Raw genomic sequence first — 14,765 nt, forward strand, 5'->3', positions numbered from 1 at the left:
GGCTCGCACACGCCCACGCGGTCCCCTTGCCTGGCCATGGGGTTCAGAGGAGGATAAGCGGCAAAAACTCCAGGAGGCCGTGATGACCCAGCTTGGCAAGTTTGAGAAGTACCTGATCGAGGAATTTTTCGACGATTACCGTGCCGGGGCCATGAGCCAGCACACCTTCACCCGCAGGGTGGCGTTCATCACCGGCAGCATGGCTGCCGCTTCCGCCGCGATGCTCCTGGTCGGCTGCACGCCGCAGGAAGTTCCGCGCAGCACCGATCCCATGCCCACTCCCACCCCGACGTCTGGCGCCGCCACAGGTACGGCCTCCGGAGGCGCCGTTCCGGGGGCGAAGAGCCCGCTGTCCGTTCCCGAGGGAACAGCCGGAATTACGACGTCGACAGTCAAGTTCCCGTCCAGCGGCACCGAGATCAGTGGTTACCTCGCCCGGCCCGAAGCCGGGAAACCCGGTCCCGCCGTCCTGGTCTGCCATGAGAACCGCGGGCTGACTCCCCACATCCAGGACGTGGCCCGGCGGTTTGCCAAGGAAGGGTATGCGGCCATGGCGATTGACCTGCTGAGCAGGGAAGGCGGCACGGCGAGCCTGGACCGGGATGCCGTTCCGGGAGCCTTGACGCAGGCCGGCGCGCAGCGGCACGTGGCGGACTTTTCGGCGGGATTCGACTACCTGCAGAAGCAGGCCTTCGTGGAGCAGGGCCGGATCGCCATGACCGGCTACTGCTTCGGCGGTGGCATCACCTGGCAATCGGCGGTCGAGATTACGGGACTTAAGGCGACGTCGGCTTTCTACGGTCCGGCGCCCGAACTGGATAAGGTGCCGTCCCTCAAGCCCGCGGTGTTCGGTGTTTACGCTGAACTGGACGACCGGATCACCGGACCCATGCCGCAACTCCGGGATGCCCTGGCGGCCACGAGCGTGCGCAACCAGCTCAAGGTCTATCCCGGCGTCGACCACGCTTTCCACAACGACACAGGCGACCGCTACAACCAGGAGCAGGCCACGGCCGCCTGGAACGACACGCTGGCGTGGTTCAAGAAGTACGTCTAGTGGCTGCCTAGCCCGCGGTGGCCTAGCTCGCGGCGTCCGGGCTCGCAGTGTCCTGGCCCGCGGTGTCCTGGCCCGCGGTGTCCTGGCCCGCGGCGTTTCCGGCGTCCGGGCCGGACGCGTCGTGGGCCAGGGCCTTCTGGCGGCGGTAGACCTGGATCGCGATGGCCGTCGGAATGACGGCCAGGGCGACGGCCCGCATCCACGGGCGGTCCAGGACGTGGCCGGTGACGGAGTCGAGGGAGACGCTGCCCGGCCCGCCAATCGTGAAGGATGCTGCCGCGAGTCCCAGGACGGCCGGGTATTCCAGGCCGCCTTCGGTGGCGAAGAAGCCGTTGGGGGCGTGCACGCTGGCCGCAACGCCCATGGTGGTGGCAGCAGCCGCGCCGGCAGCCGGAGTGCCGAGGCCCAGCGCGAGTGCCAGGCCGGAACCCGCTTCGCCGAGGCCGGCCAGGACCGCGCTGGGCTTCGCCGGCCGGAACCCCATGGCGTGCATGCCCTTGCTGGTGCCCTCGATCCCGCCGCCGCCGAACCAGCCGAAGAGCTTCTGGGTGCCGTGGGCAATGAGGACGCTGCCCAGGCCCACGCGGAAAATGGTCTGTGCAGCAGTGGCGGCGACTGGGCTGATCGTGCGGCTCATGTGAATCCTCCTGTAAACGGTTCAGCCTTCGGCTGCTCTTCAGGCGATCTTGTCCGACGATTCTACGTCCGGGGGAGGTGCCCCTGGCGTCCGGCTTCCCGAACCAGCAGCCTGATGTTTGCGTACAGCACTGCCCTGACCGCGTCGGGCTCCAGCCGCTGCCCGCGCCGGATGCGCGATTCCAGTTCCTTGCAACAGCGCTCCAGCCGCAGGGCTCCCGCCATGGCGGACGTCGCCCTCAGGCTGACGACGGCGTCAGCCGCCATCCGCGCGTCGCCGCCGGCCAGGGCGCGGAGGATCTTCGACGCCCGGTCGGGCAACATCTGCAGGTAGTCATCGATAAAGGCCTCTGCGAAAGCCGGACCCACCTCGGCGGCCAGGACCTGCAGCGGACCGGCGTCCAGGACGGGGGTGTCTTCTGTGCCGGTCACTTCGCACCGCCTGCTGTCCGTCGCATGCTGAGCCCATCGGTTCATGCCGCGACCTTGCTGCGCGGCTTACCGGTCACTTTCCCGTGAGGACCTCAAGACAGGAGAAACTTTTGCCGATGTTCGGATCAAGAATGTGGGCCCGCTAGGCCCGCTCGAGCAGCACCATCACTTCGTAGTGCGTGGTTTGCGGGAACATGTCCAGCACCCTGGCCCGTCGTGCGGTGAACGAGGGGAGTGCCGCCAGGTCGCGGGCCAGTGACCGCGCATTGCAGCTGGAGTAGACCACGTGCTTCACGGAGGACGATTCCAGCCAGCCGCACAGTTCCTTGCCGATGCCGCGCCGTGGCGGATTGACGATAACCAGTTCGGGTGCCTGGGCCGCGGCGACGGCAAAGGCCGTGGCATCGCCCGCCTGGAAGTTCATGCGCTCCAGCCCTGCCTCGTCGCCGCTGAGCTTGGCCGAAACAATGGCTTCGCGGCTGGTCTCAATCCCGGTGACCTCGCGGGAGGGATCAGCGCAGTGCAGGGCGAAGCCGCCCACGCCGCAGTACAGGTCCCAGACTGACGACGGTGCCAGTTCGTTGACCCATTCGCGCCCCTGCCGGTACAGGGCCGCCGCATGTCGCTGTTCGTCTGGAAGAAACTCTGCGGCCGGAGGTGGAGGTCGAGGTCATTGACACGCATGCGCAGCGTGGACTGCTCGGTGAGCAGGATCTCGCGCTCGCCTTCCAGGACCGCCTTGTGTTCCGGGTGCAGGTTGACGGAAACAACCTTCACCTGCGGCAGGGAGGCCAGGAGGGTGGGGAGGTGCTCCCGGATGCGCGGCACCAGCTTTTCCGAACGCAGGACCAGGCGCAGCATGATCTCGCCGTCCGGGGACTCGGTGATGATCAGGTGCTTGAGCTCGCCGCTTCGCCGTGGGACATCGTAGGGCGTCAGGTGGGCCCGGCTGATGAAGGCCGCCAGGACTGGGAAGCAGGCGAGGAGGCCGGGCGAGCAGACGCCGCACTTGCGCAGGTCAACGCCGCGGCCCTCGGCGTCAAGGATCCCGATGGTGGGGTTCTTGGCGGTTCCGCCCACCACCATCTTGGCCTTGTTGCGGAAGCCGGACTCGCGGCTCGCGACAGCCGGCAGCCACTCTGCGGACGTGTGGCCGGAGAGAAGTGTCTGGCAGTGCAGTTGCTTGCCGGCCAGCTGCTCGTCGTAGGGCTTGCCCATATGGGTGCAGGAGAGGCAGCGGGCGGCATCGAAGTAGGAACATTCCATGTCTGGTTAATTCTACTTTTTCTGCGGGCTTCCTCTGGCCGCCGGTCAGGATGGGGGCCGCTGCCGCTTGGGGAGGCTGATCCGGTCCAGATCATTGGCAGGTACGACGGCGGTCCCTCCCGACCGGGCCCGCGCCTGCTCGGCCAGGATATTCACGTCGCCGTACCGGGACGAGAAATGGGTAAGGACCAGGGTTCCGGCGCCGCCGTTGGCGGCCAGATCCCCGGCCTGCCCCGCCGTGAGGTGCGCATACTGCGCGGCCAGAGCCGCGTCGTCGTCGCTGAACGTTGATTCCGTGACAAGGAGGTCGACGCCGTCGGCGAGCCCTTCGGCGCCCTCACACGGGGCAGTGTCCATGACAAAGGCGAAGCCCTGGCCTGCGCGCGGGATGCTGACGTCCTCCAGCCGCACACCCCGCAGGACCCCCTCCCGCTGCAGACGCCCGGCGTCCGGACCCCTAATGCCCGCTGCCGCCAGCCGCTGCGGCAGCATGGTCCTGCCATCCGGCTCGGTCAGCCGGTAGCCGTAGGTTTCAACGCGGTGGCGCAAGGGCCGCACTTCGAGCCCCGGGGCGATTTCCCCGGCAGCCGAGTGCGGCTGCAGGCGAAGGTCGATCCCGGGCGAGGCCACCGAGACCAGCGCCCGGACCACGTCCTCTCCGGACGCGGGATAGTGCAGGTGCACCGGGTGCTTTACGCCGTCCAGGGCCATGCGGGAGAGCACGCCGGGAAGCCCGTAGCAATGGTCACCGTGGACATGGGTCAGGCAGATGCGGGTGATCTGGTTGGCGGAAACACCTGCATGGATCATCTGCCGCTGCGTGCCCTCGCCGGGATCGAAGAGGAGGCCCTCGCCGTCCCACCGCAGCAGGTATCCGTTGTGGTTGCGCGTCCGCGTCGGGACCTGCGATGCGGTTCCAAGGACGACGAGTTCGCGCATGACACCGAGTGTCTCACAGGCGCGGCGGTCAGCAGGCGGGTCCGGGAACGGCCGCGCTCGCAGGCATCCGCGCTCGCGGGCGTTAATACTTGGCGGCCTTCAACCCATCCACCGGGAATGCGGCAACGAATACAGATTGAACCATCCGTTTCGGTGCCCCGTGCTGGCCTCGAAATGTAGCCGCTGTAGCCAACGGCGGTGCCATGCACGCGTGCGAAAAGAGCCTACCTGTGGCTGATAAACAGTTTGACCAATTCCTCATGGAGGCCACTACCTCCGACGACGGCTCCGGATTCATCCTCGGGCCAGACCCCCTTTACGGCTTGTACACCAGTTGGTGTTATGTCACCGGCACCGTGCCACACGTGGAGGAGACCTTCTGGGAGGAAATGCAAGGGCGCCTTAACCCCGAACCGAACTTAACCCCGAACCGAACGGCCTCCGCATGAAAGGGCCGGCAGCTGCGGATTACATCCTCGCCAGCTATCCGGCGTCGGTCTGAACACGGTCCCGGGTCCCTTGCATCCAAGACCTGAACGGCAGCAAGGCCAAGTGAGCACCGAGGGTGCCCGCTCAACGCGGACACCCTCGGTGCTCACTATCGACTTCTGCGGTTTATCTACTTGTAGACGCGCACCCAGTCGACCTGCATCTGGGAAGGCGTGGTGCTGGAACCGTCAGGGAACCAGTCGAGCTGCAGCGTCTGGTGCACGCTGCCGGAGGGCTGGTGGGCCGGGGTGGTGTCGGTGAAGGTCTTGACACCGTCGATGTAGCCTGTGATGCCAGCCGCAGTCCACTCCACGGCGTAGTTGTGCCATTGGGTGGTATCCACTGCCTTGGCAGAGTAGGTCTGCTTAGTGCCGCTGCATGCATAGTGCAGGAAGAACTTCACCAGGGTCGTATCGGAGGTGCTCTCGGCGTAATCAACCTCGTCACAGGTCGACGACTTGCTGACCGGATTGAGAATGAGGACGGGGTGGTATTCGGAATCCCGCCGGTTCGTCTTCATGCGGGTCTCCCAGCGGCCGTACTTCTGGTTGGCAAACTTTGCCGACATGCCGCCGGTGGTACCGGCCGAATCTCCGCTGACAGTTGCCGCGCCGTTGGCCACCGACCAAGCCTTGGGGCTGCGGATACCGTTGCCTGCATGGCCGGAGCTGTTGTACACGCTCCACTTGGTGCGGTCCGGGGTGCCCGCGTAATTGAATTCGTCGCCGGCGACGACGGGACCCCAGCCGAGGGTGCTGGCGGCCTGCGTGCCGCTTCCTGGAGTGGTGGCTGCCGGAGTGACAGCGGCCGGAGCAGGCTGGGCGGGAGCCGGCGCCTTCGGCGCAGCGGCTATGACGGGCGCGGTTGTGCCGGCAGAAGCGACGGCAGGAGCGGCGACGGCGGGTGCCGCCTTTGCGGGAGCGGCAGCAGCAACGGCTGCCGGCGCAGCAACGGCTGCCGGCGCAGCGGCGGTTGCCGCCTTGGCCGCTGCCGTCTTGGCTGCCGCTGCCTTTGCGACGGCGGCCTTGGCCGCTGCTGCCCTGGCCGCAGCAGCCTTAGTGGCCGCGGTCTTCGCCGCAGCAGCCTTCGCAGCGGCAGCCTTGGCAGCCTGAGCCGACACGGCCTTGACGGAAGCTGTCTTGGCGGAAGCCGACTCGGAGGCCTGGCTCGTCGAAGCCGTTCCAGCGGCGGTGGCAGCCTGACCGGCAGCCTGTTCCGCGGAGGGAGCGAGGCCGCATCCGGTCAGCGAAAGTGCGCCGATGCTAATGGCAATGGCTATGTTCTTCTTAAACAAAAAGACCCCTCCGGGCAAACGGCTGCCGCGCAGAAGGCAGCCACAATCTAGGTGGTGAAAGAAAAGCACGAAGCGATTCTGGGCCCCGGTCGTCGGGGCCGGAGCAGCCGAGTTGCCGCTCTGCGCTTCCGGAGCCCAGCGGGGGCCTCCGGGGCCCCAATGGGGCCGTCCCTTGCGGAACAGGCGTCAACGTTACTTGATCGTTACCTAGGCCCGCAAAGCGCGGGGGAAGGCCGCAGGCGGCAATGCGACCGTTTCCCCGAACTGACCTGCGGGAACACTTTTATGACGGGGGCCGGAAACACTGCGTCACCCCGTCGTCGCTAATGAGGACCGGGGCCAGGAGACGGGAGTTGGACTGCCCGGCGCCCGGCGGAAAGAATGAGCGGGTGAGTGCTGCCGGCGAGTTCGTGGATGACACCCTACAGCGCGAGGCTTCGTGGTACCGGGCCGAGGAAATGCGCCACCGGTTCGGCAGCGGGATGCAGTACTACGGCGCGTCGGTGGGCGCGGTGCGCGGAACGGTCCGTGATGCCCTTCGCCGCCATTCCGGACTGACCCACGATGAGATCACCGCCCTGAGTTCCGAACTGTGGGAGGTGCCTGTTTACGAGAGGCGCCTGGCCGCCGTCGTCCTCCTGCAGTCCAAGCTGGAGCTGCTGACCAACTCCGACCTGACGCGCATGGAGGGCTTCGTGCGGGACGCGCGCATGCCGACGCTCGTGGACCCTCTCGCCGTCGACGTCGTTGGTCCGCTGGTGGAGAGGCTCGGGGGCCAGTCGCGCGTGCGTGCGGACGCGGTGCTGGACAGGTGGGCGGGGGACCCGGACGTCTGGCTCCGCCGCGCGTCGCTGATGGCGCCCCTGCGGGCACTTCGATCGGGTGACGGTGACTGGGACGGCTTCGTCCGCCGCGCCAGGATCGCCGCGGACGTACTACCGGCGATAACGACGGCGGACAGCAGCCCTGACCAGGAGGCCGTTGACGCCGTGCTGGAGGCCGTAGCGGAGCGAAGGCCGGAGCTCCGGCTCTCCTTCCGCCGCTAGGACCCAGATCCTGCGGACGCGGGAATGCTAGACGGAAGCCGGTGCGGGCTGCAGTTCCTCTGCCGCCTCGTTGAAGACGGTATTTCCCGCCGCCTGGTTACCCGGCGTGCCTGGCGGGTGAACGGCAGGAGCCACGGCGATGTGCTGGCGGAGCGGGTGGAACTGGCTGTGCCCCATGCTGCCGAATTCGTAGGCGCTCTCGGCGTGCTCGGAGCGGTCGACGCCGGCAACTTCGGCCTCATGGCTGACGCGGAAGCCGATGGTCTTGTGGATCGCGATACCGATGATTGCGGTCATCAGGCCGGAGAGCGCGAGCGTGATGAGTACGGCAACGGTCTGGGCGATGAGCTGCTGGACGCCGCCGCCGTAGAAGAGGCCGCCGCCTTCGCCGTTGACGGGGAGGGCGATGAAACCGAGGGCGAGGGTGCCGACCAGGCCGGAGCCCAGGTGCACGCCGACGACGTCCAGCGAATCGTCGAAGCCGTACTTGAACTTCAGTTCGACGAAGAGTGCTGACGCCACACCCGACACGAGGCCCAGGCCGATGGCGGCCACTGGGCTGATGTTGGCGCACGACGGCGTGATCGCCACGAGCCCGGCGACGGCGCCGGACGCTGCGCCCAGGGATGTGGGGTGGCCGTGGCGGACCTTCTCCGTGAGGAGCCAGCTCAGCATGGCGGCGCACGGCGTAACCAGGGTGTTGACCCAGATCAGTCCGGCCTGTTCTGCCGTGGTGGCGGCGCCGGCATTGAAGCCGAACCAGCCGAACCAGAGGAGGCCGGCGCCGAGCATGATGAACGGGACGTTGTGCGGGCGGTGCCCCGGGTCCTTTCCGAAACCGTGGCGCTTGCCGACGATCAGGGCCAGTACGAGGGCGGCAACGCCGGAGCTGATTTCGACGACGGCGCCGCCGGCGAAGTCGATGACTTGGCCAAAGATGGCCGTCACTGCTCCGCCCTGGCTCATGAGGCCGCCGCCCCAGATCATGAAGGCGAGCGGGCAGTACACGGCCGTGATCCAGAGCGGCACGAACAGAACCCAGGCGGTGAACTTGGCGCGGTCGGCGATCGCGCCACTGATGAGGGCCACGGTGAGGATCGCGAAGGTTCCGGCGAAGCCGACCTTGATGAGGTCGGGAGTGCCCATGAGGCCGCTCAGGCCGAAGCTGGCGAACGGGTTGCCGAACAGGCCCAGGACGCCTTCGCCGGTGCTCATGGAGTAGCCCCACAGCACCCAGACGACGCCCACGATGCCGGCGGACACAAAGCTCATCATGATCATGTTGAGGGAGGCTTTGGCGCGGGTCATGCCGCCATAGAAGAGGCCCAGTGCCGGGGTCATGAGCAGCACCAATGCCGCCGACACCATCATCCAAACGTTCGCCGCAGTGATTTCCACGCGCTTTCCCTTCCCAGGAAACTCATCCTTTCCGCGGACCGTCGATGCCGGTGCCACGCCCCTCATTGATATTGGTGGACTTATGTTTCGGGTCTGGGCGTGGCAAGTTACGCAGGAGTTTCAAAAATCGCGTCTACGTAAAGCCCGCGTGACTGCCGTGTTTCGAATTTGTTAACGGCACCTGATGGCCGGGGTGCTTTTTTTGTTGACTCTGCAGTCATTTTGGCCGGAACCGCGGGTAGAACGCCGTGCGCCCCGGTGAGGTTTGCCGCTGTTATGCCGGGTTACAAGCACATGAATGAAACATATCCATGTCCGGGTCCGCTGCGGGGCGCCGGATGGTTTCCCTGCCGGAACTGTTGACCGGGTCTGAGCAGTGCCGCCACCATGGGATATGACTGAATCTGCAGCTACCGGCGATGACTACTTCACTGAGAATCCGCACGCGGATGTTGTGGCGGAAGCGGGTGATGCCGCGGCGGAAGCGGACAGCTCCGCTACCGTCGAAGACATCGCCGGGGACGTGCGGGACGAGATCCGGCTGGGTCATGTCGAGGACGAGGTGAGCCACGTGCTTGAGGAACGGCTGGACGAAGCCGGCATCAGCATGCGGCCTGAAGACGTGGACGACCTCGCCGAAGATATCGAGCGGGACGTATCCAGCTAGGAAACCCCATGAACGACCCGCATAACCTGGAACGCTTCGTCGCCGCGCAAAATGACGGTGCCACCTACGCCCAGGCTCTGGAGGAGCTCCGCGCAGGCAGCAAGCGGAGCCACTGGATGTGGTTCGTCTTTCCGCAGATTGCCGGCCTGGGGCAAAGCGCCACCTCCAGACGGTACGCGATCGCCTCCCTTGATGAAGCCCGGGCGTACCTGCAGCATCCCGTGTTGGGGCCGCGGCTGATCGAATGTGCCACCGCGGTGGATAACGTGGGCAACCGCGGCGCGGCGGAGATTTTCGGCGGCATCGATGCCCGGAAGCTGCAGTCCTCCATGACGCTGTTCCTGCGTGCGGCGCCGGACGAACAGGTGTTCCGGCGCGTCTTGGAGCACTACTTCGGCGGGGAAGCCGACGCCGCCACCGACGGGTTGCTGGCAAGCCCAGGCACGTAAGTGGTAGCTGCCCTTCACCGGGCCAGTTGGCGGACCTAGACTGGGAGCACGAGCCAGCCTGCAGCCAGCGGGCTGGGCAGACGGAAGGACAGTGGCATGGGTCTGGACGACAAAATCGACAACGCAGCAGAAAAGCTTGGCGGCAAGGCCAAGGAAGGGGCGGGTAAGGCCGGCGACGACCCGGGCCTGGAGGCTGAGGGTAAAACTGACCAGTCCAAGGCCGATCTGAAACAGGCCGGTGAAAAGGTCAAGGACGCCTTCAAGAAGGACTGACCAAAAGGATCACCACGTCTGACTCTCCGTCTATTGCGGAGATTCGAAGGGAGTCCCGCCCGGGCAACCGTGGCAGGGCTCCCTTTCCTGTGTAGCCGGTCAGGGGCTGGTGGTGACCTCCACCAGCTGGACGTCACCTAAACTGCCATTCACGACGACGGCGGTCATGTACGTGCACACAGGTTGCCGGCGGCGGTCCGTGGGGGAGCCGGGGTTGAGGAGGCGCATCCCGCCGGGCGCCAGCGTGTCCCAGGGAATGTGCGAGTGGCCGAACACCAGGACGTCGGAATCCGGAAAAAGGGCCTCGCAGCGCTGCTCCCGGCCCTTGGCCTGACCGGTCTCGTGGATCATGCTGAAACGGACGCCGTCGAGCGTCACGCTGGCCGTCTCGGGCAGGCGCCGGCGAAGTTCGTCGCCGTCGTTGTTGCCGTAAACACCGATCAGCCGTCGGCTTCGTTGTTCGAACTCGTCGAGCAGGTCCGCGCTGACCCAGTCACCTGCGTGGAACACCACGTCAGCAGCCTCGACGGCGGCCCACACCTGCCCGGGCAGTGCCCGGGCGCGCTTGGGGACGTGGGTGTCGGCAACAAGGACCAGGCGCAGGCTCATCGAAGCATCTTCCCATGGGGCAGACTGGGACGATGGAGAAAATCGTTCCGCCCTCACCCGGTGATCCCCGCCGTCCCCTTGGCCCCCGCGACCCGGGCGATGCCTGGGTGGAGGGCGACCGCGGACGGTTCTGGGGGCGCTTCGGATCGGCCGGCCTCCTGGTCCATGATGCGGAGAAGGGCGTCCTGCTGCAGCACCGCGCCACCTGGAGCGACCACGGCGGAACCTGGGGGCTACCGGGCGGCGCGCTGCACCAGGGCGAGGACGCCGTGACCGGCGCACTGCGTGAGGCCCATGAGGAGGCGGCTGTTCCCGAACAGAACGTCAAAGTGCTCTTCACGTCCGTGTTCGACGTCGGCTACTGGTCCTACACCACCGTGGCAGTGCGGGTGCTGGAGCCCTTCGAGCCGGCCATCAGCGATCCCGAAAGCATCGAACTGCTGTGGATTCCCGTCGAAGAGGTGGCCGGCATCAACCTCCATCCTGCCTTTGCCGCCTCCTGGCCGGACCTGCGCGGCAGGCTGCTGGACGGCTCGGGTGTTGAACACTGAGAAGTTCCGGCTGCTGCTGGAAGAGGAACGGGCGAGGAAGCTGGCCCTCCTGCCGGCGCTCAGCGCAGACATCGCCTCCGCGAATGCAGCCCGGCAGAACTCCAACGTCGACGACGAGCATGACCCCGAAGGCGCAACCATCGCCTTCGAACTCTCGCAGGCGTCAGCCCTCCTGGACCAAAGCCGGTCCGGACTGGCGGAAGTGGACGCTGCCCTTGAGCGGATCGACGCGGGCACTTACGGAATATGCGCGGTGTGCGGAGAGCAGATCGCCGAAGGGCGGCTGGAGGCCCGCCCGTGGACCCCTTTCTGTATCCGCCACACAGGGGGCCGGGCCTAACCCCGTCCGGCAGCGGCCGATGCCCGGGGGCTGTTCCGCCGGAGGGAAGAGCATCGTACTCTAGGGCTGGGAGGTGATTGCCATGCAGGCAACCCAGGGAGACCGCATCATCATCCGGGGCAGGACAGTGGAGTCCTCGGATCGGCACGGTGAGATTCTGGAGGTCCGGGGCGCCAACGGAGCGCCGCCGTACCACGTCCGTTTTGACGATGGCCACGAGACCATCCTGTACCCAGGCGGCGACTTCACCGTCGAGCACCACACCACCTAGCTGCCCGGATGACCGCACCGCCACGGCCCGACCGGACCCTGATTTCAGTCCTTGCCATCATTGCCGGTCTCGTCGCCGTGGCGCTCGCTGTGGTCTTTTTCCGCGGCGCGCCGGAGCCGCTTGCCGAGAGTACGCCGGCGGGCGTGGTCCAGCGGTATGCGGCTGCCGTCCTCAGCAGTGACGGCGCGGCGGCCGCGCGCTACTCCACTGACGGACGTTTCGGGACTTCGTATCCGGACGGGCCGTGCGTGCCGGCGGACCGTCCTGCGGCGGGCACGCTCGGGTCACGCTGGCCTCCACCGTGGAGCATGCCGACACAGCGGACGTGCACGTCATACTGACCACCTCCAACGGCAGCGGTCCCTTCGGGAACGCCGAATTCGAGACCGAGGCCGTGTTTGGCCTGGAACGGGTGAACGGCAAATGGCTCGTTGCCACCGCCCCGTGGCAGCTCACCATCTGTCCCGTTCCAGCGGCAAAACCGTGAGCACCGTCAGGCCCGGCATACGCGGAGCATCATCCCCGGCGGCGCCCACGGTGCGGCGGCTGGTGGTGTTTGCACTCCTCTTTGTCCTCGTGCTGATCGGCGCGTCAGGCGTAGGCGGCCTGTTTGAGCGGCTGCTTACCTCGGGCGCAGCGCTGGCCGGGAAGGACGTCGGCAGCCTCGCCCGGTCCCTTGCATTTGCGCTGGTCGGCGGGTCCATGGCTGCGGTCCTGTGGCGGCTCGTGTGGCGCCGCCAGGGGGAGGAAGCAAAGCGCTCCTCGGTTGCCTGGGGGCTGTACGTCTCCGGCGTATACATCGTTGCCCTTATCACCGCGGTTGCGGCTGTGCTCGGCGCTGTATCGCAGCTGGTTGGGCTGCTGGCCCGTGCCGCATCCGGCGCGGCGGGTGCGGTGGTTGAGGACCTGGAATGGCGTTCGTCCCTGGCCACGGGTGCGGTGTGGGCGGCACTCTGGGCATGGCACCGGTGGATGTGGCAGCACCGCGGCAAGGGCCCGCGCCGGCTGGACGCCGTCCCGGCGCTCGCGGGGTCGGTGTTCGGTCTGCTGATAGGTGCAGGCGGGGCCGTGACTGCGCTCGGCAGTCTTCTCGATGCGGCGCTGCGGGGGCTGGCAGGTGCACAGTACGTGGGATCGCCCTGGTGGGTTTCGGTGCTGCAGTCAGTCATCTGGTCCGGCGGCGGATTCCTGGTTTGGTGGTGGCATTGGGTCCATGGCGAAGCGCGGCAGCTTTCCTCACCGCTGGCCAGCGTGGCCGCGGCGGTCTTCGGTGTGCTTGGCGGCTGCATTACGGCAATGGCCGGCGCCATCACGGCGGTGTTCGTCCTGCTGCGGCTGGTGTTGGACCGCTCCGAAGACATGATCCGGCTCGTGGAACCCCTCGGCCCCGCGCTGGCCGCGGCAGCTGTCGGGTGCCTCGTCTGGCGCTACCACTCGGTGCTGACGGCCGCGCGGTCGGAGAAGATGCGGGAGACGGGGCTGCTGCTGGCAGCCGGAGTGGCGGTGGTCGCTGCGGTCTCAGGTGTGGGACTTGTTGTCAACGCGGCCTTGGGCTTTGCCGAGACAACGCTGGCGGGAACGGGCACGCGCACACTGCTGCTGGGCGGAATCAGTGCCCTGCTTGTGGGCGGTGCAGTCTGGTGGAGGGCGTGGCAGCCGGCGGACCGCCGCGGATCGGCGAGCGCCGATAATGCAGACGGGGCAGATACCGTGCCTTCCCGCACCGCTGCCGGGCGGCGCATCTACCTCGTAGCTGTCTTCGCGATCAGTGCCGTCGTGGCCCTGATTGCCCTGCTGGTGGTCGGCTACCAGGCCTTTGAGTATCTGCTGGAGCCGGAGCGCTCTGGAAACCTGGTGGGACGGATCCGGGCGCCGCTCGGACTGCTGACCGCCACCGCGCTGGTGGCCGCCTATCACTGCGGCGTCTGGCGTAGGGAGCGTGCGGTGCTGCCGGCGGAGGCTGCCTCACTGCGGGAAACCGGCCCACTTCAGGAAGCTGGGCGGTTGCAAGACGCCGGTCCGGTAGGGACCGCGCGACGGACGATCGGCCGGGTGGTCCTGGTGACGGGCTCCGGTCACGTTCCGCTGTCACGCGCCATCCGCGAAGCCACCGGTGCCGACGTGACGGTCTGGCTGCGGTCCGGCCAAACGGCAGGGCCGGATCCGGCACAGCCGGATGCCGGAAGGCTTCTGGTCGCGCTGGAAGGGGTGAGAGCTGAGCGGGTGCTGGTCGTCGTCGGACCCGGCGCCCGGATCGATGTCATCCCCGTACAGGGCCACACCGCCTCATGACAGAAGCCTCATGACAGAAGCCTCAGGACAGACGCCTCAGAAAACGGGCTGCCCCTTGATCGGTGACCGGTCGGCGCCGTATTCGGCGGTCACCAGGATGGGCAGGTGGTCCGACTTCCCCCGGGGGAGGGTTTCCACGCTTTCGATGTCCAGGCCCAGTGACGTGGCAAAGTCGAAGTGGCCCTTGAAGACCTTGTACCGGGTGTAGGTCCTGCGGTTGCTCAGGGACAGGGCGTAGCCGGAGTTCTTCATGTGCGTGTCAAGGCTCTTGGTGAAGAACGGATAGTTGAAGTCGCCCACCATCAGCGTCATGAGGCCGGTGCCCATGCTCAGCAGCTCGGCATGCGCCGCGTGGATCTGCTTGCGCCGCAGCGAGTTTGACGCCGTGAGCGGGGCGGCGTGGAACGAACCCACCACCAGCTCATGGTCGGTTTCATTGTCCACCATCCGGGTGCCGATCAGCCGCTCATGGGCGGGTGCCATTATGCGGTCGTGCATCGACTTCTTCAGGGAAAAGGTCTGCGTATCCAGGGCCGTGAACCGGTCAGACCGGTAGTAGATGGCCAGGCCCAGCCTGTTGCCCTTCGTGTAGTCGGCCAGGTGGAGCGGGCCGAGTGTGTCAGGCAGATCGGATGAGTCACATTCCTGAAGGCAGAGGACGTCTATCCCAAAGTTGCGGGCCAGACTCATCAGTTCGCCGCTCGCCTTGTGCTTGCGGAGGTTGTAGCTAATAACTCGCATCGAACACCTCTTCGA

Annotated in this window: 18 protein-coding genes and 1 pseudogene; 11 read left to right on the top strand and 8 right to left on the bottom strand. The window is 66.7% G+C overall.

The features are described from left to right. The first annotated feature begins 82 nt into the window (after nucleotides 1–82). Nucleotides 83–1,057 (top strand): dienelactone hydrolase family protein, encoded by a 975-nt coding sequence (locus tag J7I85_RS20270; RefSeq protein ID WP_214856345.1) that lies wholly within the window; start codon nucleotides 83–85, stop codon nucleotides 1,055–1,057. 22 nt (nucleotides 1,058–1,079) lie between these two features. Here the strand turns inward: J7I85_RS20270 and J7I85_RS20275 are convergent, their stop codons facing one another. The 5 genes and pseudogenes from J7I85_RS20275 to J7I85_RS25260 all read right to left on the bottom strand — a co-directional run bounded on the left by J7I85_RS20275 (nucleotide 1,080) and on the right by J7I85_RS25260 (nucleotide 6,113). Beyond that, complete coding sequence (locus J7I85_RS20275) at nucleotides 1,080–1,694, bottom strand: DoxX family protein (RefSeq protein ID WP_214856350.1); 615 nt, start codon at nucleotides 1,692–1,694, stop codon at nucleotides 1,080–1,082. Between the two features lie 62 nt (nucleotides 1,695–1,756). Then, complete coding sequence (locus J7I85_RS25625; protein ID WP_214856351.1) at nucleotides 1,757–2,125, bottom strand: Hpt domain-containing protein; 369 nt, start codon at nucleotides 2,123–2,125, stop codon at nucleotides 1,757–1,759. Nucleotides 2,126–2,267: 142 nt separating this feature from the next. Next, nucleotides 2,268–3,391: pseudogene (rlmC, locus tag J7I85_RS20285) on the bottom strand (23S rRNA (uracil(747)-C(5))-methyltransferase RlmC). 45 nt (nucleotides 3,392–3,436) lie between these two features. Further along, complete coding sequence (locus tag J7I85_RS20290; protein ID WP_214856353.1) at nucleotides 3,437–4,330, bottom strand: ribonuclease Z; 894 nt, start codon at nucleotides 4,328–4,330, stop codon at nucleotides 3,437–3,439. Nucleotides 4,331–4,949: 619 nt separating this feature from the next. Beyond that, on the bottom strand, nucleotides 4,950–6,113 hold the full coding sequence (locus J7I85_RS25260; protein ID WP_251024610.1) for a glycoside hydrolase family 16 protein: 1,164 nt from the start codon (nucleotides 6,111–6,113) through the stop codon (nucleotides 4,950–4,952). Between the two features lie 389 nt (nucleotides 6,114–6,502). Here J7I85_RS25260 and J7I85_RS20300 point away from each other — a divergent pair, with 389 nt between their 5' ends. After that, complete coding sequence (locus J7I85_RS20300) at nucleotides 6,503–7,159, top strand: DNA alkylation repair protein (protein ID WP_214856355.1); 657 nt, start codon at nucleotides 6,503–6,505, stop codon at nucleotides 7,157–7,159. A 27-nt stretch (nucleotides 7,160–7,186) separates the two neighbouring features. On the opposite strand, the gene J7I85_RS20305 is transcribed toward J7I85_RS20300, so the two are convergent. Beyond that, nucleotides 7,187–8,557, bottom strand: a complete 1,371-nt coding sequence (locus tag J7I85_RS20305; protein WP_214856363.1) for an ammonium transporter — start codon at nucleotides 8,555–8,557, stop codon at nucleotides 7,187–7,189. A gap of 394 nt (nucleotides 8,558–8,951) precedes the next feature. On the opposite strand from J7I85_RS20305, the gene J7I85_RS20310 reads away from it, so the two are divergent. The 3 genes from J7I85_RS20310 (at nucleotide 8,952) to J7I85_RS20320 (ending at nucleotide 9,946) form a co-directional block, all read left to right on the top strand. Then, a complete protein-coding gene (locus tag J7I85_RS20310; protein ID WP_214856917.1) occupies nucleotides 8,952–9,224 on the top strand; it encodes a hypothetical protein in 273 nt (90 codons plus the stop codon). A gap of 8 nt (nucleotides 9,225–9,232) precedes the next feature. Beyond that, on the top strand, nucleotides 9,233–9,673 hold the full coding sequence (locus J7I85_RS20315) for a DUF1810 domain-containing protein (RefSeq protein WP_214856364.1): 441 nt from the start codon (nucleotides 9,233–9,235) through the stop codon (nucleotides 9,671–9,673). Between the two features lie 96 nt (nucleotides 9,674–9,769). Then, a complete protein-coding gene (locus J7I85_RS20320) occupies nucleotides 9,770–9,946 on the top strand; it encodes a CsbD family protein (protein ID WP_214856371.1) in 177 nt (58 codons plus the stop codon). 99 nt (nucleotides 9,947–10,045) lie between these two features. Here J7I85_RS20320 and J7I85_RS20325 read toward each other — a convergent pair whose 3' ends face one another. Then, nucleotides 10,046–10,555 (bottom strand): metallophosphoesterase, encoded by a 510-nt coding sequence (locus tag J7I85_RS20325; protein WP_214856373.1) that lies wholly within the window; start codon nucleotides 10,553–10,555, stop codon nucleotides 10,046–10,048. Between the two features lie 32 nt (nucleotides 10,556–10,587). Between J7I85_RS20325 and J7I85_RS20330 the strand changes: the two genes are divergently transcribed. From J7I85_RS20330 to J7I85_RS20350, 6 genes are all read left to right on the top strand, one after another. Then, the gene (locus J7I85_RS20330) at nucleotides 10,588–11,106 is read left to right on the top strand and encodes an NUDIX domain-containing protein (RefSeq protein WP_214856375.1); all 519 of its coding nucleotides are present in this window, start codon (nucleotides 10,588–10,590) and stop codon (nucleotides 11,104–11,106) included. Further along, a complete protein-coding gene (locus J7I85_RS20335; RefSeq protein WP_251024612.1) occupies nucleotides 11,096–11,446 on the top strand; it encodes a TraR/DksA C4-type zinc finger protein in 351 nt (116 codons plus the stop codon). Before J7I85_RS20330 ends, J7I85_RS20335 begins: the two co-directional genes overlap by 11 nt. Nucleotides 11,447–11,528: 82 nt before the next feature. Next, complete coding sequence (locus J7I85_RS20340) at nucleotides 11,529–11,717, top strand: DUF1918 domain-containing protein (RefSeq protein WP_214856379.1); 189 nt, start codon at nucleotides 11,529–11,531, stop codon at nucleotides 11,715–11,717. An 8-nt stretch (nucleotides 11,718–11,725) separates the two neighbouring features. Further along, a complete protein-coding gene (locus J7I85_RS20345; RefSeq protein ID WP_251024613.1) occupies nucleotides 11,726–12,058 on the top strand; it encodes a hypothetical protein in 333 nt (110 codons plus the stop codon). Continuing rightward, nucleotides 12,043–12,204: a hypothetical protein gene (locus J7I85_RS25265; protein WP_251024614.1), complete on the top strand. Its 162-nt coding sequence runs from the start codon at nucleotides 12,043–12,045 to the stop codon at nucleotides 12,202–12,204. Before J7I85_RS20345 ends, J7I85_RS25265 begins: the two co-directional genes overlap by 16 nt. Next, the gene (locus J7I85_RS20350; protein WP_214856381.1) at nucleotides 12,201–14,009 is read left to right on the top strand and encodes a DUF5671 domain-containing protein; all 1,809 of its coding nucleotides are present in this window, start codon (nucleotides 12,201–12,203) and stop codon (nucleotides 14,007–14,009) included. Before J7I85_RS25265 ends, J7I85_RS20350 begins: the two co-directional genes overlap by 4 nt. A gap of 36 nt (nucleotides 14,010–14,045) precedes the next feature. On the opposite strand, the gene J7I85_RS20355 is transcribed toward J7I85_RS20350, so the two are convergent. Then, a complete protein-coding gene (locus J7I85_RS20355) occupies nucleotides 14,046–14,750 on the bottom strand; it encodes an endonuclease/exonuclease/phosphatase family protein (protein WP_214856389.1) in 705 nt (234 codons plus the stop codon). Nucleotides 14,751–14,765 lie beyond the last annotated feature (15 nt).

The sequence above is a fragment of the Arthrobacter sp. ISL-65 genome, from assembly GCF_018613795.1.
GTDB lineage: Bacteria > Actinomycetota > Actinomycetes > Actinomycetales > Micrococcaceae > Arthrobacter.